This window comes from Chitinimonas koreensis, from assembly GCF_014353015.1.
Taxonomy (GTDB): Bacteria; Pseudomonadota; Gammaproteobacteria; order Burkholderiales; family Chitinimonadaceae; genus Chitinimonas; species Chitinimonas koreensis.
The window spans coordinates 5,371,021-5,396,710 of the sequence record NZ_CP060704.1 but is presented as its reverse complement, the minus strand read 5'-3'; the positions used below and the strand labels follow the sequence as shown (position 1 = coordinate 5,396,710).

At 74.1% G+C, this 25,690-nt stretch carries 8 protein-coding genes and 1 pseudogene; 7 read left to right on the top strand and 2 right to left on the bottom strand.

Annotated elements, in window-relative coordinates; all coding sequences use genetic code 11:
* Positions 1-63: 63 nt before the first annotated feature.
* The 7 genes and pseudogenes from H9L41_RS22985 to H9L41_RS22945 all read left to right on the top strand — a co-directional run bounded on the left by H9L41_RS22985 (position 64) and on the right by H9L41_RS22945 (position 21,444).
* A complete protein-coding gene (locus H9L41_RS22985; RefSeq protein ID WP_187523610.1) occupies positions 64-1,749 on the top strand; it encodes a condensation domain-containing protein in 1,686 nt (561 codons plus the stop codon).
* Positions 1,632-7,898, top strand: coding sequence for a non-ribosomal peptide synthetase (locus tag H9L41_RS25345; RefSeq protein ID WP_265584077.1), 6,267 nt, complete (start codon positions 1,632-1,634; stop codon positions 7,896-7,898). The genes H9L41_RS22985 and H9L41_RS25345 overlap by 118 nt, the downstream gene beginning before the upstream one ends.
* Positions 7,838-13,705, top strand: a complete 5,868-nt coding sequence (locus H9L41_RS22965) for a non-ribosomal peptide synthetase (RefSeq protein WP_187523609.1) — start codon at positions 7,838-7,840, stop codon at positions 13,703-13,705. Before H9L41_RS25345 ends, H9L41_RS22965 begins: the two co-directional genes overlap by 61 nt.
* Positions 13,702-16,818: pseudogene (locus H9L41_RS22960) on the top strand (AMP-binding protein); the annotation flags it as partial. The gene H9L41_RS22965 and the pseudogene H9L41_RS22960, both read left to right, overlap by 4 nt.
* Positions 16,819-16,916: 98 nt before the next feature.
* A complete protein-coding gene (locus tag H9L41_RS26365) occupies positions 16,917-18,056 on the top strand; it encodes an alpha/beta fold hydrolase (protein ID WP_373282130.1) in 1,140 nt (379 codons plus the stop codon).
* A 6-nt stretch (positions 18,057-18,062) separates the two neighbouring features.
* Positions 18,063-19,700, top strand: coding sequence for a cyclic peptide export ABC transporter (locus H9L41_RS22950; RefSeq protein ID WP_028447475.1), 1,638 nt, complete (start codon positions 18,063-18,065; stop codon positions 19,698-19,700).
* Entirely contained in the window at positions 19,693-21,444 is a 1,752-nt protein-coding gene (locus tag H9L41_RS22945; RefSeq protein WP_051319295.1) for an FAD-dependent monooxygenase, read from the top strand. The genes H9L41_RS22950 and H9L41_RS22945 overlap by 8 nt, the downstream gene beginning before the upstream one ends.
* 149 nt (positions 21,445-21,593) lie before the next feature.
* Here the strand turns inward: H9L41_RS22945 and H9L41_RS22940 are convergent, their stop codons facing one another.
* Complete coding sequence (locus H9L41_RS22940; protein WP_051319296.1) at positions 21,594-23,363, bottom strand: EAL domain-containing protein; 1,770 nt, start codon at positions 23,361-23,363, stop codon at positions 21,594-21,596.
* Between the two features lie 1,866 nt (positions 23,364-25,229).
* On the bottom strand, positions 25,230-25,634 hold the full coding sequence (locus H9L41_RS26360; protein ID WP_084300525.1) for a DUF1761 domain-containing protein: 405 nt from the start codon (positions 25,632-25,634) through the stop codon (positions 25,230-25,232).
* Between the last annotated feature and the right edge of the window lie 56 nt (positions 25,635-25,690).

Sequence of the window (25,690 nt, the reverse complement as noted above, 5' to 3'; positions counted from 1 at the left end):
CGCCGCCGGCCGGGGACGCGCCCCGGCGGCGAGCGCGGCCCTGCCAAACGGGGGATGGGGACCATGGACGTCAAGGAATTCCTGCTGGAGATGCGCAAGCTCGGGGTCAGCTTCTCGGTGCGCGACGGCAAGCTGCGCAGCCAGAGCGCCCGCGGCGCGCTGCCGGCCGAGGCGCAGGCGCGCATCCGCGCGCACAAGGACGCCATCGTCGCCTTCCTGACCAGCACCTTCGGCCTGGACGAGACGCGCGCGCCGCTGGTGCCGGTCGGCCGCGACGGGCCGCTGGCGCTGTCCTACGCCCAGCAGCGGCTGTGGTTCCTCGACCAGCTCGAGCCGGGCAGCCCGTTCTACAACATCCCGATCGCGGTGCGCCTGAAAGGCCGGCTGGATGTCGCGGCGCTCGAAGCCGGCCTGAACGGCATCGTCCGGCGCCACGAGGCGCTGCGCACCCGCTTCGTGCTGGACGGCGACCAGCCGCGCCAGGAGATCGCCGCGCGGCTCGAGCTGGCGCTGCCGCTGGTCGACCTGGCCGGCCTGCCGGCGGCCGGGCGCGAAGCCGAGGCGCTGCGGCTCGGCGACGAGGAGGTGCGCACGCCGTTCGACCTGGGCCGCGGCCCGCTGATCCGCTGCAGGCTGCTGCGGCTGGCGGCGGACGACCATTTCTTCCTGTGCACGCTGCACCACATCGTCGGCGACGGCTGGTCGCTCGGCGTCTTCGTCGACGAGCTGGCGGCGCTGTACGCCGCCCACGTCGAGCGACGGCCCGCGGCGCTGCCCGAGCTGGCCGTGCAGTACGCCGATTTCGCCCACTGGCAGCGGCAGTGGCTGGCCGGCGCCGAGCTGGAGCGGCAGGCCGGCTACTGGAAGCAGCAGCTGGCCGGCGCGCCGGCGCTGCTGGCCTTGCCGACCGACCGGCCGCGGCCGCGCGTGCAGGGCCATGCCGGCGCCACGCTGGACTTCGCCGTCCCGGCGCGGACGGCCGCCGCGCTGTACGCGTTGGCCCGCGAGCAGCAGGCCTCGCTGTTCATGGTGCTGGCGGCGGCCTTCGGCATCGTGCTCGGCCGCCACAGCGGCCAGAAGGACATCTGCCTCGGCACGCCGATCGCCAACCGCAACCGGGCCGAGATCGAGCCGCTGATCGGTTTCTTCGTCAACACCCTGGTGCTGCGCACCGATCTCGCCGGCGAGCCGACTTTCGTCGAACTGCTGCAGCAGATGCGCGCGACCACGCTGGCCGCCTACGACCACCAGGACCTGCCGTTCGACCAGGTGGTCGAGCTGCTGCGGCCCGAGCGCAGCAGCGGCCACGCGCCGCTGTTCCAGGTGATGCTGGCGCTGCAGAACGCACCGATGGGCGAGCTGGCGCTGCCGGGCCTGACGCTCCGGCGTGCCGAGCTGGGCACGGCGACCGCCAAGCACGACCTGCGGCTGGCGATCTTCGAGCAGGACGGCGGCCTGCACTGCTCGGCCGAATACCGCACCGAGCTGTTCGACGCCGCCACCATCGCGCGGCTGGGCCGCCATTTCGGCTGCCTGCTGGAGGCGATCGCCGCCGATCCGCATGGCCGCATCGACCGGCTGCCGCTGCAGGACGCGGCCGAGCGCGCCGCTGCGATCGACGCGTGGCCCGGCTGCAGCCCGGCTTGGCGCGCGGCGGCGACGACGGCCTGCTGCTGCCCGGCCTCGCCGGCAACGTGCTCGAACTGTTCGACCGCGCGGTCGCCGCGGCGCCGCGGCAGGCCGCGCTGAGCAGCGACGGCGGCCCGCTGAGCTACGGCGAGCTCGACGCCCGCGCCAACCGGGTCGCCAACGGCCTGCTGGCGCGCGGCGCGGTCGCCGGCCGGGTGGTCGGCCTGCTGCTCGACGACCCGGCGCTGCACGTGGTCGCGCTGCTCGGCGCGCTCAAGGCCGGCGCGATCTTCGTCTCGCTGAGCCCGGACTATCCGCAGCAGCGGCTGCGCGACATGCTCGACACGGCGCGGCCGGCCTGGCTGGTGACGCAGGAGGGCCAACTGGCGCGCATCGATGCGCTCCATCCGGCCGACGCGGCGCGGCCGGCCTTGCTGCTGCTGGACGATTCGGCGGCCGATGCCGCGACAGCCGATGCCGCGGCGGCCGCCGGCCCCGCGGCCCAGGTGGAGGACATCCTGTTCGCCCATCTGCAATCGGCCGCGCGCCCGGCCGTCCGTGTCGAGCCCGACGCGCCGTGCTACCTCTACTTCACTTCCGGCTCGACCGGCCGGCCCAAGGCGGTGCTCGGCCGCACGCGCGGGCTGGCCCACTTCATCCAGTGGGAGATCGCCGAATTCGGCCTCGGCCCGGCCAGCCGCGTCAGCCAGCTGACCATCCCGACCTTCGACGTCTACCTGCGCGACGTCTTCGCCGCGCTGTGCGCCGGCGGCACGCTCTGCATCCCGCCGCGCGATACCGTGCTCGACGCCGCCGCGCTGGCCGCCTGGCTCGAACGCGAGGCGGTCGAGCTGGTGCATTGCGTGCCCACGCTGTTCCGCACCCTGCTCGACCTGGGTTTGAGCGCCGAACGGCTGCCGCAGCTGCGCCACGTGCTGCTGGCCGGCGAGCCGCTGCTGCCGGCCGATGCCAACCGCTGGATCGGCGTGTTCGGCGAGCGCGCCCGGCTGGTCAACCTGTACGGCCCGACCGAGACCACGCTGGCCAAGTTCTTCCACCGCCTGCCGGCCGTGCCGGTCGCCGACGGCTATGTCCCGGTCGGCCGGCCGATCCCAGGCGCCCAGGCCGTCCTGCTCGACGACGACCTGGCGCCGTGCTTCGCCGGCCAGGCCGGCGAGATCTGCATCCGCACGCCCTACCGCAGCCTGGGCTACTACGGCGACGAGGCCGCCGGCCGCGCCGCCTTCGTGCCCAACCCGATCACCGGCGGCGACGACGTGCTCTACCGCACCGGCGACCTCGGCTGCCTGACGCCGGACGGGCTGTTCCGCGTGCTGGGACGCAAGGATTTCCAGCTGAAGATCCGCGGCATGCGCATCGAGCCGGGCGAGATCGAGGCGGCGCTGGCCGAGCTGTTCGAGGTCGCCGCCGCGGTGGTGGTCGGGCGCGACGACGAGGCCGGCCACAAGCAGCTGGTCGCCTACGTGGTGCCGCGGATCGGCGGGGTGGCGGCGACCGAGCTGCAGGCCCGGCTGGCGCAGCGCCTGCCCGACTACATGGTGCCGCGCCACCTGGTGCTGCTCGACCGGCTGCCGCTGACCGCCAACGGCAAGGTCGACCGCAAGGCGCTGCCGGCGCCCGACCTGCGCCGCGCGGCGCGGGCCTACCTGGCGCCGCGCACGCCGACCGAACAAAAGCTGGCCGCCGTCTGGGCCGAGGTGCTCAAGCTCGAACGGGTCGGCGCCGACGACGATTTCTTCGCGCTCGGCGGCCATTCCCTGCTGGCCACCCAGGTGGCCTCCAAGCTGCGCGCGGCCTTCGGCGCCGACCTCGCGCTGCGCACGCTGTTCGAGGCCACCACGCTGGCCGCGCTGGCCGAGCGGCTCGACGCGGCCGGCGGCACCGGCGTGGCGGCGTTGCCGCCGGTGACCGTGGCGGCCCGCCGGCGCGAGGGCGGGCAGACCTTCCCGCTGTCGTTCAGCCAGCAGCGGCTGTGGTTCCTCGACCAGTTCGAGCGCAGCGCGCTTTACAACATCCCGTTCGCCGTGCGCCTGTCGGGCGAGCTGGACGCCGCCGCGCTGGCCGCGGCGCTGAACGGCCTGGTGCAGCGCCACGAGGCGCTGCGCACCACCTTCGCCATGGCCGGCGGCGAACCGGTGCAGATCGTCGCGGCCGAACTGGCGCTGCCGCTCGAAACGCTCGACCTGGCCGCGCTGGCGCCGGCCGAACGCGAGGCCGAGTGCGCGCGGCTGATCGGCGAGCGCAGCCGGCAGCCGTTCGACCTGGCGGCCGGCCCGCTGCTGCGCGCCACCCTGCTGCGACTGGACGAGGGCCACCACGTGCTGGCGCTGGTGCTGCATCACATCGTCACCGACGGCTGGGCCACCGGCATCCTGCTGCGCGAGCTGGCTCCGCTGTACCAGGCGCAACGCAGCGGCGCGCCCGCGCCGTTGGCGCCGCTCGCGCTGCAATACGCCGACTTCGCCTGCTGGCAGCGCGAGCACTTCGCCGGCGCCCGGCTCGACGCGCTGCTGGGCTACTGGACCGCGCAGCTGGCCGGCGCGCCGGCGCTGCTGGCGCTGCCGACCGACCGGCCGCGGCCGGCGCTGCGCAGCCATGCCGGCCGCACGCTGGCCTTCGCCTTGCCGGCGGCCACCGTGGCCGGCCTGCTCGCGCTGGGCCAGCGCCATCGCGCCACGCTGTTCATGACCCTGGCCGCCGCCTTCGGCGTGCTACTGTCGCGCTACAGCGGCCAGGACGACGTCTGCATCGGCACGCCGATCGCCAACCGCAACCGGGCCGAGATCGAGCCGCTGGTCGGCGTCTTCATCAATACCCTGGTGCTGCGCGCCCGGCTCGACGGCAACCCGCGCTTCGAGACGCTGCTGGCGCAGCTGCGCGACACCACGCTGGCGGCCTACGAGCACCAGGACATGCCGTTCGAGCGGCTGGTCGACGCGCTGCGGCCCGAGCGCCAGGCCAGCCACTCGCCGCTGTTCCAGGTGATGCTGGTGCTGCAGAACAACCCGCGCGAGCAACTGGCGCTCGGCGGCCTGGCGCTGGAACCGCTGCCGGTCGAGCGCGAGCTGGCCAAGTACGACCTGACGCTGAACCTGGTCGAGGACGGCGAGGCGCTGCAGATGCTGTTCGAGTACGACTGCGCGCTGTTCGACGCCGCCACGGTGGCGCGGCTGGCCGGCAGCTTCGGCTGCCTGCTCGAGGCCATCGTGGCCGACCCGGCGCGGCGGATCGCCGACCTGCCGCTGCTGCGGCCCGACCAAGCGCACCGGCTGCTGGCGCAATGGAACCCGCCGGCCGCCTCGCCGCCCGCGCCGCGGCCGCTGCATGCGCTGTTCGAGGCCCAGGCCGGCCGCACGCCTGAGCGGCCGGCGCTGGTCTGCGGCGGCGAGACGCTGAGCTACGCCGAGCTGAACGCGCGCGCCAACCGGCTGGCGCACTGGCTGCGCGGCCAGGGCGTCGGGCCGGACAGGCGGGTCGGCCTGTGCCTGGAGCGCTCGCCGGCGCTGATCGTCGGCCTGCTCGCCATCCTCAAGGCCGGCGGCGCCTACGTGCCGCTCGATCCGGCCTACCCGCGCGAGCGGCTGGCCGGCATGCTGGCCGACGCGCGGCCGCAGCTGCTGCTGACCGAGCGTGCGCTGGGCGATCTGTTCGACGGCGCCGTGCCGGCCTTCTGCCTCGACGACGCCGGCGGCATGCTGGCCGGCCTGCCCGAGACCGACCCGCCGCTCACCGTCGCGGCGGCCAACCTCGCCTACGTGATCTACACCTCGGGCTCGACCGGCCGGCCCAAGGGCGTGGCCATCACGCACGGCAACGCCGCGGTGTTCGTCGACTGGGCGCTCGCCGCGTTCACGCCGGCCCAGCTGGCGCGCACGCTGATGGCCACCTCGGTCTGCTTCGATCTGTCGGTGTTCGAGCTGTTCGCCCCGCTGGCCTCCGGCGGCACGGTCTGGCTGGCGCACAGCGTGCTGGACCTGCTGGCGCGGCCGGCCGACTTCCCGGTCACGCTGATCAACACCGTGCCCTCGGCCATCGCCGAGCTGCTGCGCCACGGCGCGATCCCGCCGACCGCCGCCACCGTCAACCTGGCCGGCGAGGCGCTGCCGAACGCGCTGGCGCAGGCGCTCTACCGCGAGGCCGGCGTCGCCCACGTCCACAACCTGTACGGCCCGACCGAGGACACCACCTATTCCACCTGGAGCCGCGTCGCCGAAGGCGCGGCCGCGGTCGCCATCGGCCGGGCCATCGACCACGGCCAGGCCTACGTGCTGGACGCGGCGCTGGAACCGGTGCCGCCCGGCGTGGCCGGCGAGCTCTACCTGGCCGGCGCGGGCCTGGCGCGCGGCTACCTCGGCCGGCCCGAGCTGACCGCCGAGCGCTTCCTGCCATGCCCGTTCGGCCCGTCCGGCGCGCGCATGTACCGCACCGGCGACCTGGCGCGCTGGCGGCCGGACGGCGAACTCGACTACCTCGGCCGCCTCGACCAGCAGGTCAAGATCCGCGGCTACCGCATCGAGCCGGGCGAGATCGAGGCCGCGCTGGCGGCCGTGCCCGAGCTGGCCGAGGCGCTGGTGCTGGCGCGCGAGGACGCGCCGGGCGAACGCGCGCTGGTCGCCTACCTGGTCGCCCGGCCCGGCCGGCCGGCGCCCGAGCCGGCCGCGCTGCGGCAGGCGCTGCAGCGCACGCTGCCCGACTACATGGTGCCGGCCCATTTCGTCGCGCTGCCGCGGCTGCCGCTGACGCCGAACGGCAAGGTCGACCGCAAGGCGCTGCCGGCGCCCGAGCGGCGGCTGGACGACGCGCAGTGGATTGCGCCGCGCAACCCGCTGGAAGCGGAACTGGCCGAGCTGTGGGCCGGCCTGCTCAAGCTCGAACGGGTCGGCGTCGACGACGATTTCTTCGCGCTCGGCGGCCATTCGCTGCTGGCGACGCAGCTGGTTTCGCAGCTGCGGCAGCGCTACGGCGTCGAATTGCCGCTGCGCACGCTGTTCGGCGCGCCGACCGTCGCGGCGGTCGGCGCCTACCTGGCCGAGCGGCGGCCGGCGATGCCGGCGCTGCCGGCCATCGCGGCCGGGCCGCGCGGCGGCGACGCGCCGCTGTCGTTCGCCCAGCAGCGGCTGTGGTTCTTCGAGCAGTTCGAATCGGGCAGCGCGCTCTACCACATGCCGCTGGCGCTGCGGCTGAGCGGCCCGCTCGACCCGGCGGCGCTGCGCGGGGCGCTGAACGAGGTGGTGCGCCGCCACGACGCGCTGCGCACCCGCTTCGTCGCGACGGGCGGCGAGCCGCTGGCCCGGGTGGCCGAGCGGCTGGAGCTGGCACTGCCGCTGGTCGAGCTCGGCGCGCTGCCGCCCGGCGAGCGCCAGGCCAAGCTCGAATGGCTGCTGCAGGACGAGGCGCGCGCGCCGTTCGACCTGGCCGCCGGCCCGCCGCTGCGCGGCCGGCTGTTCCGGCTGGCGGCCGACAGCCACGTGCTGCTGCTGGTGCTGCACCACCTGGTGTCGGACGGCTGGTCGATGGGCGTGCTGCTCGGCGAGCTGGCGGCGCTGTACCGCGCCGGCCGCGACGGCCTGCCTGCGCCGCTGGCCGAGCCGGCCATCCAGTACGCCGATTTCGCCCGCTGGCAGCGCGAATGGCTGCAGGGCGAGGCGCTGCAGCGCCAGCTCGACCACTGGACGCGCGCGCTCGATGGCATCCCGGCCCAGCTGACGCTGCCGCTCGACCGGCCGCGGCCGCAAGTGCAGACCTTCAACGGCGCCAAGCTGCCGCTGCCGATCCCGGCCGCCGCGGTGGCCGGCCTGCAGGCGCTCGGCCGGCGCCATGGCGCGACCTTGTTCATGACGCTGACGGCCGCCTTCAGCCTGCTGCTGTCGCGTCATGCCGGCCAGGACGACATCTGCCTCGGCACGCCGATCGCCAACCGCGGCCGGGCCGAGCTCGAGCCGCTGATCGGCCTGTTCGCCAACACCGTGGTGCTGCGCACGCGGCTGGCCGGCAACCCGCGCTTCGACGCGCTGCTGGAGCAGGTGCGCGACACCACGCTGGCCGCCTACGAGCACCAGGACCTGCCGCTGGAGAAGCTGATCGAGGCGCTGAACCCGCTGCGCGATACCAGCTATTCGCCGCTGTTCCAGGCGATGATCGTGCTGCAGAACACGCCGACCGGCGTTCCGGCGGGCGGCCCCTCGACGTGCCCGGCCTCGTGCTCGAGCCGTTCGGCTTCGAGCGCTACCTGGCCAAGTTCGACCTGACGCTGGGCCTGGTCGAGACCGCCGACGGACTGCTGGCGCTGTTCGAGTACAACAGCGACCTGTTCGACGAGGCCACCATCGCGCGCATGGCCGGCCATTTCCGCCGCCTGCTCGATGCCGTCGTCGCCGCGCCCGGGCGCCGCATCGCCGAGCTGGCCATGCTGGGCGAGGCCGAGCGCGACCAGCTGCTGCACGGCTGGAACGACACTGCGCGGCCCTATCCGCAGGAAGAGAGCTGGCACCGGCTGTTCGAGCGGCAGGTCGCGCGCGACGGCGCGGCGACCGCGCTGGTGTTCGACGGCCAGCGGCTCAGCTACGCCGAGCTGAACGCGCGCGCCAACCGGCTGGCGCACTGGCTGCGCAGCCGCGGCGCCGGCCCCGAGCGGCTGGTGGCGCTGTGCCTGGAGCGTTCGCTGGAGACGGTGGTCGCCATCCTCGGCGTGCTCAAGTCCGGCGCGGCCTACCTGCCGCTCGACCCGGACCACCCGGCCGAGCGGCTGCAGGACCTGCTGGCCGACGCGGCGCCGGTGCGGGTGCTGACCCAGCAGCGCGTGCTGGCCCGCCAGCGCTGGCTGGTCGAGGCGGCGTTCTGCCTCGATGCGCAGGCGGACGAGCTGGCGGCCTGGTCCGATCTCGACCCGGTCGGGCGGACGCTGCCGGACCAGCTGGCCTACGTGATCTACACCTCCGGCTCGACCGGCCGGCCCAAGGGCGTGCAGGTCACCCACCGCAACGTGGTCAACCTGGCCTGGGCCCACCTCGAAGGCATCCATCGCCGGCTCGGCGGCGGCCGGCTGCGCGCCAGCCTCAACGCGCCCTACGTGTTCGATGCCTCGGTGGCCGAGCTGATCCTGCTGCTCGACGGCCACGCGCTCTACATCGTGCCCGAGGCGGCGCGGCTGGCGCCCGAGGCGCTCGGCGCCTTCTTCGCCGAGCATCGGCTCGACGCCTTCGATTCCAGCCCGGCCCAGCTGCGCTACCTGCTGGAGCACGGCCAGGCCGCCGCGCTGCCGCGCATCGTGCTGTTCGGCGGCGAGGCCGTCGACGCGCCGCTGTGGCAGGCGCTGCAGGCGATCGAGGGCAAGCAGTTCTTCAACGCCTACGGCCCGACCGAATGCACGGTCGACGTGGCGCTGGCCGCGCTGGCCGATTCGCCGGCCCGGCCGGTGATCGGCCGGCCGCAGGCCAACACGCGCTTCTACCTGCTCGATGCGCACTTGAACCCGGTGCCGGTCGGCGTGGCCGGCGAGCTGTACGTGGCCGGCGACGCGCTGGCGCGCGGCTACCTGAACCAGCCGGGGCTGACCGCCGAACGCTTCCTGCCCGATCCGTTCGACGCCCGGCCCGGCGGCCGCATGTACCGCAGCGGCGACGCGGCGCGCTACCTGGCCGACGGCAATCTCGAATACCTCGGCCGCGTCGACGAACAGCTGAAGGTGCGCGGCTTCCGCATCGAGGCCGGCGAGATCGAGGCGGCGCTGCTGGCGCATCCCGCCATCGGCGAGGCGGTGGTCGTGCCGGTGCGGCACGGCGCGGCCGATGCGCTGGCGGCCTACCTGGTGCGCGCGGTCGGCCACCATCCGCCGCTTCCGGCGAGCGGCGAGCGCTACCGGGTGCGCCGGCTGGCGCCGGCCGACGGCGTGCTGGCGGCGGCCTGCCGGCTGGAGCGCGACGGCGGCGCGGCGATCGGCGTCGTGAGTCTCGCGCGCGAGCTGGCGCTGCGCGACGGCGCCGGGCGCGCCTACCGGGTCCACCCGCTGGCCAGCCAGCCGCACGGCCGCGCCGAGTTCGACGCGCTGCACCGCGACGCCTGGCCGGCCTATTTCGAGGGCGCGCCGCTGCTCGGGACGCACTGGGAGGCGATGTACCGCGCCTTCCCCGAGCTGCAGATCCGTATCCAGGAAAGCTTCGACGCCACCGTCGGCGTCGGCAACGCGGTGGCGCTGCAATGGGACGGCAGCCGCGACGGCCTGCCCGACGGCTGGGACGGCGCGCTGGCGCGGGCGGTGGCCGAGCAGCGCCGCGGCCTGGCGCCCGACACCCTGGTGGTGCTGGCCGGCGTGATCGATCCGCGCCACAAGGAACGCAAGCTGGCCGGCCTGATCGTCGACGCCTTCCGGCTGCTGGCGCGGAGCCGCGGCTTCGCCCGCCTGCTGGTGGCGCTGCGCCCGATCGGCAAGACCGCCCGGCAGGAGATGGCCATCGCCGACTACGCCGAACTGCGCCGGGCCGATGGCCGGCTGGCCGACGGCTGGCTGCGGCTGCACTGCGAGGCCGGCGGCCGGGTGGTCGGCTGGAGCGAGCGCTCGCAGTACGTCGAGGGCAGCCTGGCGCAATGGGCCGGCTGGAGCGGCCGGCGCTTCGAGCGCTCCGGCCCGCAGGCGCTGGCCGATACGCTGGCGCCGGTGCAGGTGCTGCTGGAACAGGACAAGGCCTGCTACTACGACCCCTGCATCTGGGTCGAGCATCCGCTGCCGGCCGCGACCGGCGCCGGCGCGCTGCCGGACGCCGCCGAGGCGCTGGCCGCCTGGCGCCGGCTCGATCCGGCGCCGATCGAACGGCTGCTGGTGCTCGACGCCGGCGCCTTCGACGATGGCCTGGCCGACGCCGACCGCCTGCTGGCCGCGCTGGCCCCCCTGGCCGCGCCGCCGGTCGGCCCGGCCGCGGTCCGCGAGCACCTGGCCCGCAGCCTGCCGGCCTACATGATCCCGGCCCATTTCGTCTTCCTCGACCGCATGCCGCTGACGGCGACCGACAAGATCGACCGCAAGGCGCTGCCGCCGCCCGACTTCGGCCAGCCGCTGCGCGACGGCTACGCGGCGCCGGCCGACGAGGCCGGGCGCACGCTGTGCGAGATCTGGCAGGCGGTGCTGGGCCTGCCGCGCGTCGGCGTCGACGACAATTTCTTCGCGATCGGCGGCGACTCCATCCTGTCGATCCGGGTGGTCGCGCGGGCGCGCCAGGCCGGCATCGTGTTCAGCGCCAAGCAGCTGTTCGCCCACCAGACCATCGCCGCGCTGCTGCCGCACGTCGCCGCCGCCGGGCCGGCCGCGGCGCCGCAGGGGCCGGTCGAGGGCGAGCTGCCGCTGCTGCCGATCCAGCTCGATTTCTTCGCCGAGGGCAGCCCCGAGCCGCATCATTTCAACCAGTCGGCCGTGCTGACGGTGCCGGACGACTTCGACCTGGCGCTGCTGCACGACGCGGTGGCGGCGCTGCTGGCGCGGCACGACGCGCTGCGGCTGCGCTTCGCCGCGGCGGACGGCTCGTGGCGCGGCCATTACCGGCCGTTCGAGCCGGCCATGGCGGCGCAGGCGATCGGCTACCACGACCTGCGCGGCCTGGCGGAGGAGGCGCGGCTGGCGGCGCTGGCCGCGCGCGGCCGGGCGGAGCAGGCCGGCCTGTCGCTGGCCGACGGGCCGCTGCTGCGCGCGGTCTGGTTCGACGCCGACGGCGGCCGTGGCCGGCTGTTGCTGGCCATCCATCACCTGGCGGTCGACGGCGTGTCCTGGCGCATCCTGCTGAAGGACCTGGAGCAGTGCCTGCAGCAGCGCCGCCGGGGCGGCGGCGCGCTGCGGCTGGAGGACAAGGGCGCGTCGGGCCAGCAGTGGGGCCGCTTCCTGCGCCGCCATGCCGCCAGCCGCGCGCTGCAGCGCGAACGGTCGTACTGGCTCGAGACGCTGGCGCAGCCGGTCGACCCGCTGCCGGCCGGGCAGCAGGCCGCCGACGACAGCATGGCCGCCACCGCCACGCTGCCGCTGGCGCTGTCGGCCGACGACACCCAGGCGCTGCTGACGCGCTGCCAGCCGGCCTACGGCACCCGCATCAACGACCTGCTGCTGGCCGGCCTGATGCTGGGGCTGCGCCGCTGGGCCGGCATCCGCCGTTTCCGCGTGCTGCTGGAAGGCCACGGCCGCGAGGAGCTGGGCGAGGCGATCGACCTGAGCGAGACGGTCGGCTGGTTCACCAGCGCCTACCCGGTCCGGCTCGACATCGGCGACGGCGGGACGGCCGAGGCGATCCTGGCGGTCAAGGAGCAGCTGCGCACGGTGCCGGCCCAGGGCATCGGCTTCGGCATCCTGCGCCGGCTGGCCGAGCCGCGGCTGGCCGCCGACGAGCCGGCCGCGCTGGTGTTCAACTACCTCGGCCAGTTCGACGGCAGCGCCGGCGCCGAGCCGGCGCTGCGGCCGGTGGCCGAATTCGCCGGCGAGCCGGTCAGCCCGCGCCACCCGCGCAGCCATGCGCTGGGCCTGAACGGCGGCGTGCGCGACGGCTGCCTGCGGATGACGCTCGACTACAACGGCCTGCGCCACGACCGGGCGCAGATGGCGGCGCTGGCCGCGGCGATCGAGGCCGGCTGGCGCGACGTCATCGCCCGCTGCCTGGCCCAGCCCGCCGCGCCGGCCGAATTCGCCGCGCGCGAGCTGGTCGCCGGCCCGGCGCCGCTGCTGCCCAACGCCTATGAATTCCTCAAGCGGCTGGACCTGAACCACTGGAACGCTTCCGACCTGTTCGAACTCGACGGCGGCTTCGCCGCGCCGCTGGTGCTGCGCGCGCTGGCCCAGCTGCTGGAACAGCACGACGGCCTGCGCTGCGTGCTGGAGCAGGCCGACGGCCGCTGGCGCCAGCGCTTCCAGCTGCCGAGCCGGATGGCGCCGTGGTGGGAGGAGGTCGACCTGGCCGGCATACCCGACGCCGGGGTGCGCGATTGCATCGAGTCGATCTGCACGGTGCGGCAGGCCGCGCTCGATATCCGCCGGATCGCCTTCCGCGCCGTTTATTTCAACCTCGGCGCGGGCCGCAAGCCGCGCCTGCTGCTGGTCGTCCACCACCTGTTGATCGACCGCTTCGGCTGCGAGATCCTGGTCGAGGACCTGCGCCGGGCCTGCCTCGCGCTGGCGGCCGGCCAGGTGCCGGCGCTGCCGCCCAAGACCACCTCGATGAAGGCGCTGGCCGAGGCCTGGCAGGCGCGCGCGCAGGAGCCCGAAGTGGTCGCCGACCTGGCCTGGTGGCGCGACCGGCGCTGGGAACGGTTCCGGCCGCTGCCGCCGGAGACGCGGCCGCAGGCACTGGCACCCGACCGCGGCGTGGCCGAGATCGGCACGGTGAGCGATGCGCTGACGGCGGCGGAGACGCGCGAGCTGGAAGCGGCGCTGGCCCGCCATCCGGGCCTGGGCCTGGCCGAGGTGACGACCTGCGCGCTGGTGTTCGCCTACGGCCGCTGGACCGGCTCGCCCGCGTTGCATCTCTTGAGCGGCAACAACGGCCGCACGGTGGACTTCGACGAGGGCATCGACCTGTCGCGCACGGTCGGCTGGTGCATGCACTACACCCGGCTGCCGCTCGACCTGACCGGCTGCGCGGACGTGGCCGAGGCGCTCGGGGCGGTCCGCCGGCAGATGGAGGCGCAGCGCGGCCGCGAACCGCACTACGGCCTGCTGCGCTACCTGCACGACGATCCGCAGGTGCGCGCGCAGATGGAGGCGCTGCCGGAGGCGCAGCTCGAATTCATCTTCGTGCCGGCCCATGTCCGCCAGGCCGACGGCGGCCGCCCGGCGGGCCTGGCGCCGGCGGCCGAGTCGCGCGGGCCGGACGAGGGGCCGATGCGGGCGCGCTTCCGGCCGTTCGGCAGCGCCGCGGTGCACCAGGGCCGGCTCGGCGTGCGCTGGAGTTACTGCCGCTGCATGTACGGCGAGCGGACCATGGCGGATTTCGCCGCCGAGTGCGTCGCCGCGCTGCGCCTGATCGCCGCCGCGCTGTCCGCGCCTGCGATCGAGCCGGCGACCGAATCCGCCGGGACGCAGCCATGACGCCGAACCGGCCATTGCGCTGCGTGCTGATCGGCGAGACCACGCTGCCGCAGGCCTGCGCCGAACTGCTGCTGGAACGCGGCCATGCCGTCGCCGCGCTGGTGTCGCGCGAGCCGCGGCTGCGGCAGTGGGCGCAGCGGCACGGCATCGCCTGCGCGGCCGAGCCGGCGGCGCTACTGCCGCTGCTGGCCGGCCAGCCGTTCGACTGCCTGTTCAGCATCGTCAACCCGGCCATCCTCGGCCCCGAACTGCTGGCTGCGCCGCGCCGGCTGGCCGCCAACTACCACGACGGGCCGCTGCCGCGCTACGCCGGCACCCACGCCACCTCCTGGGCGCTGATCCACGGCGAGCGCCGCCATGCCGTCACCTGGCACGCGATGACGCAGCGGGTCGATGCCGGCGAGCTGCTGCAGCAGGTCTGGTTCGACCTCGCCGCGAGCGAGACGGCGCTGAGCCTGAACGCCAAGTGCTACGACGCGGCGCTGGGCGGCTTCGCCGCGCTGGTCGAGGCGCTGGAGCGCGGTTCCTTGCGGCGGCAGGCGCAGGCCGCGGACCGGCGCAGCTTCTTCGCCGCCGACCGCCGGCCCGAGGCCGGCGGCTGCCTGGACTGGCGCCAGCCGGCCGAGCGGCTGTCGGCCTTGGTGCGCGCCTTGCAGTTCGGCGCCTACCCGAACCCGCTCGGCACGGCCAAGATCGCCCACGCCGGCGGCTTCGCCAGCGTCGCCGCGCTGGAGGTGCTCGATGGCGCCAGCGGCCGGCCGCCCGGCACGGTGCTGTCGCAGTCGGCCGACGCCCTGGTGGTGGCGACCGCGACGCGCGACGTCCGGCTCGGCGGCTTCTCGACCCTCGAAGGGCGGCCGCTGCCGGCGGCCGAAGTGCCGGTGGGGCAGGGCGGCACGCTGGCCGTCCTGGACGGCGAGCGGGCCGAATGGCTCGGTCGGCGCCAGTCCGAGCTGTGCCGGCACGAGCCGTTCTGGACCTCGCAGCTGCAGCATGCCGTGCCGTTCGACCTGCCGCATGCGGCGGCCGGCGCCGCAGCCGACCGCCGCGTGCTGCCGGTCGCGCTGCCGGCCGGCCGGCCGCACGACCTGGCGGCGCTGCTGACCGCCTATGCCGCCTGCCTCGCCCGCATCGGCCGCACGGCCGAGGTCGACCTGGCCCATGCCGGGCCGGATTCGAGCGATGCGCAGGACGGCCTCGGCGCGTTCTTCGCACCGTTGCTGCCGCTGCGGCTGCGGATCGACCTGCGGCAGGGCCTGGCGCCGAACCGCGCGGCCGTGGCCGAGCGGCTGGCGCTGCTGCGCCGGCACGGCGGCCATGCGCGCGACCTGCTGCAGCGCCAGCCGGCCCTGCGCCAAGTCGTCGCGGCGCAGGATTGGCCGCTGCGGGTGGAGATCGTCGATCCGGCCGAACTGGTGGCCGCTGTACCGGCCGGCCGGCGCGAGGGCCGCTGGCGGCTCTGCCTGCAGCTCGCCGCCGACGGCAACGGCGGCCGCTGGCTGTACGACGCCGGCACGCTCGCGGCCGCGCGGGTGGCGGCGCTGTCGGCGCAATGGCTGGCGCTGTACGCCGCGATGTCGGCCGATGCCGGGCGGCCGCTGGGCGATCACGACCTGCTGGCGGCGGGCGAGCGCCGGCGGCTGCTGGCCGACTGGAACGCCACGGCGCGGCCTTATCCGCGCGAGGCCAGGCTGGCGACGTTGTTCGAGGCACAGGCGGCGCGTACGCCCGAGTTGCCGGCGGTGGTCGCCGCCGACGGCACGCTGAGCTACGCCGGGCTCGACGCGCGCGCCAACCGGCTGGCGCATGCGCTGCGCCGCCGCGGCGTCGGCCCCGACGTGCTGGTCGGCCTGAGCCTGCCGCCCTCGCTCGACCTGGCGGTCGCGCTGCTGGCGATCCTCAAGGCCGGCGGCGCTTACCTGCCGCTCGATCCCGAGCTGCCGGACCAGCGGCTGGCCTATCTGCTCGACGACGCCGCACCGGCGCTGATCCTGCGTCGAAGCGGCCAGGCTGCTTTGCTCGAAGGCATCACGGTGCTGGCGCTCGATCGGCTGGAAGCAGAACTGGCCTGTTGCCCGACCGATCCGCCGCCCCTCACGACCCGGGCCGATCACCTGGCCTACGTCATGTACACCTCGGGCTCGACCGGCCAGCCCAAGGGCGTGCAGGTGACCCAGCGCAACGTCAGCCGGCTGGTCTGCAACAGCGACTACTTCGCGCTCGGTCCCGGCCAGCGCGTGCTGCACCTGGCGCCGCTGGCCTTCGACGCCTCGACCTTCGAAATCTGGGCGCCGCTGCTCAACGGCGCGACGCTGGTCCTGCCGCCACCGGGCTCGCGTTCGCTCGAACGGATCGGCGAACTGATCACCGGCATCGACACGCTGTGGCTGACCGCCGCGCTGTTCAACCAGCTGGTCGAACACCAGCTGCCGCAGCTGGCCACGGTGGGCCACCTGCTGGCGGGGGCGAGGCGCTGTCGGTGCCGCACGTGCGCAAGTTCCTCGCCGCCGGCGGCATGCTCAGCAACGGCTATGGCCCGACCGAGTGCACCACCTTTTCCTGCGTCCATGCATTACCGGCGGATGTCGGCTTCGATACTTCGGTGCCGATCGGCCGGCCGATCGCCAACGGCCAGGCCTACATCCTCGACGACCGCTTCGAGCCGGTGCCGGTCGAGGTGGCCGGCGAGCTGTACATCGCCGGCGACGGCCTGGCGCGCGGCTACCTGAACCGGCCGGACCTGACGGCCGAGCGCTTCCTGCCGTGCCCGTTCGGCCAGCCTGGCGCGCGCATGTACCGGACCGGCGACCTTGCGCGCTACGTGCCGAATGGCGAGATCGAGTACCTGGGCCGGATCGACCGCCAGGTGAAGATCCGCGGCCTGCGCATCGAGCCGGGCGAGATCGAGGCGGCGCTGCTGGCGCAGGGCGAGATCAGCGAAGCGGCCGTGCTGGCACGCGAGGACGAACCCGGCGACAAGCGGCTGGTGGCCTACCTGGTGCCGCAGCCGGGCCGGCAAGTCCCGGCCGCGGCCGAGTTGCGCAGCCGGCTGCAGCAGACGCTGCCCGACTACATGGTTCCTGCCCACTACGTGTCGCTCGACGCGCTGCCGCTGACCGCCAACGGCAAGCTCGACCGCAACGCGCTGCCGGCGCCGCAACGCCGGCGCGGCGAGGCCGGCTACGTCGCGCCGCGCAACGAGACCGAAGCGGTGCTGGCGCGGCTGTGGGCCGAGGTGCTGAAGCTCGAACGCGTCGGTGTGCACGACGACTTCTTCGCGCTCGGCGGCCATTCGCTGCTGGCTTTGTCGCTGGCGGTCCGGCTGCGTGCCGTGCTGCCCGGCGAATGGCAGATGCTGTCGCTGTTCGAGTGCCCGACGGTGGCGCAACTGGCCCGCCGCATCGACCCCGGCGCGGAACGCGCGCCGGCGGCCCGCGAGCGCAGCTGGACGCTGCTCGACGACAACCTGGCGAGGCTCGACGGCGCGACCGCGACGGCGGCGCACGACGTCGTCCTGATCCCGGGCGCCGGCGGCAGCGCCGAGGTGTTCAACGGCCTGGCGCGGCGCCTGCCGGCGTCGGTCCGGGTGTTCGCGCTGCACCACGACGGCATCGACAACGAACGGCCGCCGCTGGACAGCCTGGCCGCGATGGCCGAGCGCTACGCGGCCCAGCTGCTGCGCCGCTGCGCCGGCCCCGTCACCCTGGTCGGCTACTGCGTCGGCGGCCTGATCGGCCTGGAGCTGGCGCGGCTGCTGCACCGGCACGGCCGTGCCGACCTGCGGCTGTGCTTCGTCGACACCCCCGTCGTTCCATTGGGCCAGCCGCCGGCGCCGTTCTGCGAGGAACGGCTGCGGCGCGAGTTCTTCAAGGCGATCTGCGAGACCTATGCGCGCGGCGCGGCGCCGCCGGCCGCTGCCTTCGACGCGCTCGGGCTGGAGGCCTGCATCGACCTGGCGATCGGTGCGATGGAACTGGCCGGCGGCCATGAACGCGACATCTGGCGCGCCATCCTGCGCCAGCGCTACCTGGCCGAGCGCTGCCACGTGCTGGCGACCCGGCGCTACTGGCAGGAGCGCGCCGCGGCACGGCTGGCCCTGGGCCACTGGGCCGACGGCAGCCCGGCCTGGCCGGCGCGGATCGTCCAGAGCACGGAATTCGCCGCGGCCGGCAACAGCTGGCTCGGCAGCCGCTACGGCGAGCTCGCCGTCGAGACCCGGCCGGCGCGCCATCTCGCGATCCTGCAGGAACACGAGGCCGCCATCGCCCGCTCGATCGTCCGCCTCATCGAAGACAGCCCGGCCATGCCGGCGCAGGCCGCAGCCGCCGAGCTGCCGGCGCACTCACTCTAGGAAATCATGAAAGTCATCCATCACCTGATCCGCCAATCCTGGCCGCTGATGCTGCTGGCGGCGCTGGCCGGACTCGTCAACGGCGCCAGCGGCGCCAGCCTCGCCAAGACCATCGGCGACGGCGTGTCGGCCCAGGGCGCGGCCGCCGGGCTGGGCGGCCGCTTCGCCTGGCTGTGCGCCGCCTTCTTCGCCACCAAGCTGCTGTCCGAGCTGGTGCTGATCCACCTGACCCAGGACGCGGTCCACCGCCTGCGCGTGGCGCTGAGCCGCAAGCTGCTGGCCACCCCGGTGCGCAAGCTGCAGGCGCTGGGCCACGCCGAGCTGCTGGCGATCATGACCAACGACATCAACCTGCTGGTGCAGGCCTTCCAGATGCTGCCGCAGGTGTTCGGCAACCTGGCCGTGGTGGCCGGCTGCATGGCCTGGATGGCCTGGCTGTCGTGGCCGCTGGCGCTGGCCGCCGCGCTGCTGCTGGGCGTTGGCCTCGCGATCTACCACGTCGCCGAATACGTGCCGCTGCGCTACATGTACCGGCTGCGCGAACAGATGGGCCGGCTCTACCAGGATTTCCGCGACCTGATCGAGGGCAGCCGCGAGCTGCAGCTCAATGCGCGCAAGGGCGAGCAGTTCGTCGCCGAGGTGGTGGTGCCCGATTCGCAGGGGTTCAAGCGGCTCTACCTGGCCTCGATGGGCATCTATTCGCTGATCGCCAACCTCAACAACATCCTGTTCTACGGCCTGATCGGCGCGGTGGTGTTCGCCGCGCCGCTGTGGATCGCGGCCGAGCCGGCGGTGCTGACCGCCTTCGCGCTGATCCTGCTGTTCCTGATCAAGCCGATCAACGACATGCTGTACGCGCTGCCGGTGATCCGCCAGGCCGGCGTGGCGCTGGACAAGATCGCCCAGCTCGAGGGCGACCTCGACGCCGCCGCGCCGCCGCCCGCCGCGCCGGCCTTCGAGCGCCGCGGCGGGCCGCTGCTGGCGCTGCGCCAGGTGGTGCACCACTACCCCGGCCCGACCGAGGACCGCCAGTTCATGCTCGGCCCGATCGACCTCGCCATCGAGCGCGGCGAGATCGTCTTCATCGTCGGCGGCAACGGCAGCGGCAAGACCACGCTGGCCATGCTGATCCTGGGCCTGTATCCGCCCGAACGCGGGTCGATCGCGCTCGACGGCCAGGAAGTGACGGCCGCCAACCTGGCGCACTACCGCCAGCACTTTTCGGCGGTGTTCGCCGATTTCCACCTGTTCGAGCAGTTGCTGGAAGCCGGCCAGCCCGAGCTGCAGGCGCGTGCCATGCATTACCTCGACAAGCTCGGCATGGCGCACAAGGTGCAGGTTGCCGACGGCAAGTTCTCCACCGTCGCGCTGTCCAGCGGCCAGCGCAAGCGGCTGGCGCTGGTGTCGGCCTACCTCGAGGACCGGCCGATCTACCTGTTCGACGAATGGGCGGCCGACCAGGACCCGGCCTTCAAGCGGGTGTTCTACACCGAGCTGTTGCCCGAGCTGAAGCGGCGCGGCAAGACGGTGCTGATCGTCAGCCACGACGACGCCTACTTCGCCTGCGCCGACCGCATCGTCAAGCTCGAGGACGGCCAGCTCAAGCAGGCGCAGCGCCAGCCGGAGGAGGATCTCTGTGTCTGATCCGGCCGAAATCCGCCTGCCGGTGCTGGTGGTCGGCGCCGGTCCGGCCGGCCTCGCGGCCGCGGCGCTGCTGGCCCGCCACGGCGTCGAGGTGCTGGCGATCAGCCGCCATCCCGGCGTGGCCAATACGCCGCGCGCCCACATCACCAATCAGCGCACGCTCGAAGTGCTGCGCGACCTCGGCCTGGAGGACCGCGCCCGCGCCGCGGCCACGCCGAGCCGGCTGATGCGCAACACGGTCTGGGCCACCACGCTGGCCGGCATGGAGCTGGCGCGGCTCGATTCCTGGGGCGCCGGCGAGGCGCGCCGGGCCGACTACGCCGCCGCCAGCCCGTGCGAGCTGTGCAACCTGCCGCAGCATCGGCTCGAACCGATCCTGCTCGACGCCGCGCGCAGCCACGGCGCGCGCGTGCTGTTCGACACCGAGCTGGTCCGCATCGAGCAGGCCCCGGACGGCGTGACGGCCGAGCTGGTCGACCGCCGCGACGGCCGCCGCATCCGCGTGCGCGCCGACTATGCGATCGGCGCCGACGGCGGCAACAGCACGGTCGCGGCGCAGGCGGGTTTCGAACTGGAGGGCGAGACCGGGCTGGCCCATTTCGTCAGCTGCTGGATCGAGGCGGACCTGGCGCAGTACTGCGCCCACCGGCCCGGCGCGCTCTACTGGCTGGTGCAGCCGGACGAGCGGCGCGGCCTGTGCGACGGCGCGCTGGTGTGCGTGAAGCCTTGGAACGAGTGGGTGCTGGTGTTCCTCTACGCGCCGGCGGCCGGCGAGCCGGATTTGAGCGAGACGGCGCTGGCCGAGCGCGCGCGCATCGTGATCGGCGACGCCGGCCTGCCGATCCGCATCAAGTCGGCCAACACCTGGCAGGTGAACCGCATGGTGGCCACGGCGATGCGGCGGGGCCGGATCTTCCTGGCCGGCGACGCCGCCCACCGCCATCCGCCCACCAACGGCCTGGGCAGCAATACCGCGATCCAGGACAGCTACAACCTGGCCTGGAAGCTGGCCATGGTGCTGCAGGACCGGGCCGGCGCCGACCTGCTGGACAGCTACGACGCGGAGCGGCGACCGGTCGCGCGCCAGGTGGTCGAGCGCGCGATCAAGTCGCAGCACGAGATGGCGCCGGTGTTCGAGGCGCTGGGCTTCTGGCACGGCCAGCCGGCCGAGGACAGCCGCCGCAACCTGGCCGAGCTGGAATCCGATACCGCGCGCGGCCGCGAACGGCGGGCGACGCTGGCGGCCGCGGTGGCGCTGCAGAACTACCAGTTCAACGGCCACGGGGTCGAGCTGGGCCAGGTCTATGCCTCGTCCGCCGTCGTCCGCGGCGAGGCGCGGCCCGAGCCGGCCGAACGCGACCCGGAGCTGTACTACCAGCCAACGACCTTCCCCGGCGCCTGCTTGCCGCACGCCTGGCTCGAGCGCGCCGGCACGCGGCTGTCGACGCTCGACCTGGCCGGGCAGGGACGCTTCAGCCTGCTGGTCGGCCCGGCCGGGGAAGCCTGGCGGGATGCGGCGGAGCGGGTGAGGGCGGCGTTGGGCATCGCGCTCGACTGCCATGCGATCGGGCCTGGCTGCGAGCTCGCCGATGCGGACGGTGCGTGGCGGCGGCTGCGCGGCATCGACGATTCGGGTTGCCTGCTGGTCCGGCCGGACCGTCATGTCGCCTGGCGCGCGGCGTCCGCCGGCGTGGGCGCCGCGGACCGGCTGCTGGCCGCCGTGCAGGCCGTCCTGGCGCGCTAGCTCGGGATTTATCCTGAACGTGAGGCGCCCTTCCTTCTCCCGCGCGCGGGCGGCAGTCCAAGTTGCCCGGTCTCGGAAGAAGGTGGCCCGGAGGGCCGGGTGAGGGCGGGTTCAGCAAACCACGGCACGCGCCCTGCGCCGGGGGCACCTCACGCCGGGCAACCCTGCTGCGCCTGGATCTCCTGCAACACGCAGGCCTCGCGCAGGTACTGCTTGAGCACGTCGTTCTCCCACGGCTTGAACAGGAACTTCTGCACCGCGCCTTCGTTGATCGCCAGGCTCAGCGCATCGACCTGGGCGTGGCCGGTCAGGATCATGCGGACGGTCAGCGGGTAGAGCTGCTTCACCTGGCGCAGCAGCGTCACGCCGCGCACGCCCTGCATCAGGTCGGTCAGCACCACGCTGACCGGCTCGCGCGCCATCCGCTCCAGCGCCTCCTCCGGCCGGCTGGCGGTCAGGATGCGGTAGCCCTCGCTGCGCAGGCTGCGCTGCAGCGCGCGCAGCACCTGCACCTCGTCGTCGACCAGCAGCACGGTGCGGCTGGCGTGCTCGGGCAGCAGCTGGCGCGGCGGCTGGCGGGTCTGCAGCGATTCGGCGATCTGCGCGGCGGCGGCCGGCTGGCTGAACAGGAAGCCCTGCACCACCTGGCAGTGGTGGCGCAGCAGGAAGGCCGCCTGCGCCTCGGTCTCCACGCCTTCGGCCACCACCTGCTTCTGCAGGTCGCGGGCGATCGAGATCACCGCGCGCACGATCGAGGCGCTGTCGGCGTCGATCGCCAGGTCGCGGATGAAGGCCTGGTCGATCTTGATCTTGTGGATCGGCAGCCGCTTCAGGTAGCCCAGCGAGGAATAGCCGGTGCCGAAGTCGTCGACCGCCAGCGTGATGCCCAGCTCCGCCAGCTGGCGCAGCAGGCGGTCGGCCCGCTCGCATTCGACCAGGGTGCTCTCGGTCAGCTCGAATTCCAGCCGCTCGCCGGACCAGCCGCTACGGGCCAGGATGCCGCGCATGTCGGCCAGCAGCCCGGCATGCGAAAGCTGGCGCGGCGACAGGTTGACCGCGATGCGCGGCGGCGCGATGCCGGCTTGCTGCCACTCGGCCATCTGCCGGCAGGCCTGCTCGATCACCCAGTTGCCCAGCGGGATGATCAGGCCGCTGCGCTCGGCCGCCGGGATGAAGCGGGCCGGCGCGATCAGGCCGCGCTCGGCGTGGCGCCAGCGCAGCAGCGCTTCGGCGCCGGCGGCGGCGCCCGAGCACAGGTCGACCGCCAGCTGGTAGTGCAGCTCGAAATCGCCGTGTTCCAGCGCGCGCCGCAGCTCGGCCTCCAGGCTCAGCGTCTCGCGCGCGCGTTGCAGCAGCGGCTGGGAGAACAGGCCGATCCGGTTGCGGCCGCCCTGCTTGGCGTGGTGCAGCGCGAGGCAGGCGTGGGCCAGCAACTGCTCGGCGTGGCCGCCCTCGCGCGTGGCCTGGGCGATGCCGATGCAGCAGGTGACGAACACCTCCTGGCCGTCGTCGAGCTCGAACGGTTCGGTCATGCCCAACTGCAGCCGCTCGGCGAAGGCCTGCGCGGCGTCCTCCTGCATCGGGCCGTTCAGGACCACGGCGAACTCGACGCCGTCGAGCCGGGCGACCATGTCCTGCTCGCGCACCAGGCCGCGGATGCGGCCGGCGATGGCGTTGAGCAGGCGATCGCCGGTGGCGTGGCCGAGCGCGTCGTTGATCAGGTGGAAGCCGTCGACGCGCAGCGCCAGCACGGCGCCGACCCGCTGGCCGGCGTCGCCCTCGCTCAGGCTCCAGCGCAGGCGTTCCACCAGCAGCGCCTGGCTGGGCAGGCCGGTGAGCCGGTCGTGGCTGTTTTCGCCCTTGAGCGCGCGCAGCGGAAAAGGCCGCGCGCTGCCGGGCGGCAAACTGGATTCGAGCATGGTTTCCTCCTGCCCCCGCCGCTGGCGGGTGCGTCGACCGCGTGGTTGACCAGGGGCTGCTTTTTCTTCGATACGGCACGCTGGCGGTGCCGTCGTGGCTTCTTGTGCACCCAGCCTAGGCCATGACCGCCCCGCCTGTCCGGCACGCCGGGCGGATGGATCGCCGCCGCGGGCCGTCGGCCGGCCTGCGCCGTCCGGCGCGAAGGCCGCAGGCGCAAGGCATGCCGGCCCGGGGCGGTCGCCTCGATGCAGCAATATTTTCGATGAATGGCGGCACTGCGGCGGGCGGGACGGCCGCGATGGCGAGCGCGCCCGAGCGGGTGCAAGACGCGTCGCGGCGGCGTATCCTGCGCGCCCTTTCGCCGCGTCCGAATCCCGTTCATGCGCCTTCTTTCCCTGCTCCTGAGCGGCCTGCTCATGCTGGCCGCCGGCCCGGCGCACGCCGCGGCCGAAACAGCCCGCCAGGCCGCCGAGCGCGATCTGCAGGCGATCCATGCGCTGCTGGTCGAGGCCCATCCGGGCCAGCTCGACCGCGGCACGGCCGAAGGGCGCGCCTTCGCCGACTGGCTCGAACGCGGCCTGGCCGAATCGCGCGCCCGGCTGGAGCAGGTCGAAAGCCCGGAAGATCAGCTCGCCCTGGTGCGCTTCTACCTGGCCGGATTCCGCGACGGCCACCTGCAGGCCTGGGGCAAGCCGGCCGAACGGCCCTGGCGCTGGGCCGGCTTCGTCGCCGAATGGCGGCCGGACGGCTTCACGGTCGCCCGCCGGGCCGAGCGGTGGCCGGTCGAGTTGCCGCCGCCCGGCGCCCGGCTGCTGCGCTGCGACGGGCAGGCGGTCGCCGCGCTGATCGAGCGCGAGATCGCACCCTTCCTCGACCGCCGCACCGAGCTGCCCGGCGTGCAGTCGGAGCTGCTGAGCGCGCTGACCGTCGATTCGCCGAATGCGGCGCTGCTGCGGCGGCGCGACGTCCGGTCGTGCGAGCTGCGGCTGCCGGACGGCGGCGAGAAGTCCTATGCGCTGCATTGGCAGGCCGACGGCGACGGCCTGTTCCGGGCGCTGGCGCGGCCGCGCGCGCAGCAGGGCGTCGAGCAGATCCGGCCCGGCGTGTACTGGGCGACGGTCAACGATTTCCAGCCCGACGCGGCGGCGCTGGTGCGCTACGAGGCGATGCTGGCGGCGCTGCACCGGCTGCCGGCGCAGGCGACCGTGGTGCTCGACGCGCGGCAGAACAACGGCGGCAACGGCCAGTTCGGCTTCCGCATCGCGCAGGCGCTGCGAGGGCCGGCCGGCCAGGACCGGGCTGCGCCGGCCCCGGCCGGGCTGCCCTACGCCGAATGGCGCGTGTCGGCCTTCGCCGCCGGCGTGCTGGACGGGCGGGCGGCACAGATGGGTGCGCTGCTGCCGGCCGACGACCTGTCGCTGCGGCTGGTGCAGGACCTGCAGCGCCGCATGCAGGCCGCGCTGCGGTCCGGCGAGGCCTGGCTGCGCCAGGTCGTACCGGCGGCTGCGGCGACGGCGACGGCGGCCGCGGCGCAGCCGGCCCGGGCGGTGCCGTTCGAGGGCCGCATCGTGCTGCTGACCGACAGCCGCTGCGCCAGCTCCTGCCTCGATTTCGCCGACGAAGTGCTGCGCCTGCCGCGGGTGATCCACGCCGGCCATCCGACCAGCGGCGACACCGCCTATATCGACATCGGCACCTACACGCTGCCCAGCGGCCTGCAGATGTGGCTGCCGCTCAAGGTCTGGCGCCACCGCGCGCGCGGCGCCAACCAGGGCCATGTGCCGGCCCGGCTCTACCCGGGCGACCTGGCCGACACGCCGGCCTTGCAGCGCTGGGTGCTCGACGAAGTCCTGAACTGGCGCGGGCTAGTGCCAGGCGCCGAGGATCAGGCCCATCAGCGTATAGGTGAGCAGCTGGTAGCCGCCGTTGATCAGCCACAGCTTGAGCGGCCGCCGCTCGAACAGGTAGATCACGCCCAGCGACATGCACACCCAGCCCAGGCCCGCCGCCGCGCCGGCGAAGGCGCCGAAGGCCGGCGTGGCCTTGGGGCCGATGAAGGCGGCCAGGTTGAAGGCCATCACCAGCGTGCAGGCGAAGGACAGGCCGAACACCCTGGCCATGTCGGCCTGGCGGATCTCGGCCTCGTCCAGCCGCGCCTCGCGCAGCCAGGCGCGGGCGAACAGGATGGGCGAATACCACACGCCGCCGATGACGAAGCTGACCAGTGCCGCCACCGCGATGGCGGCATAATTCAGTTGGGACGGGTCCATCTCGGTGCTCTCCTGGCAAGGGGTCGAAGGCCGGGCGGGGCCGCCCGGCAGGCCCC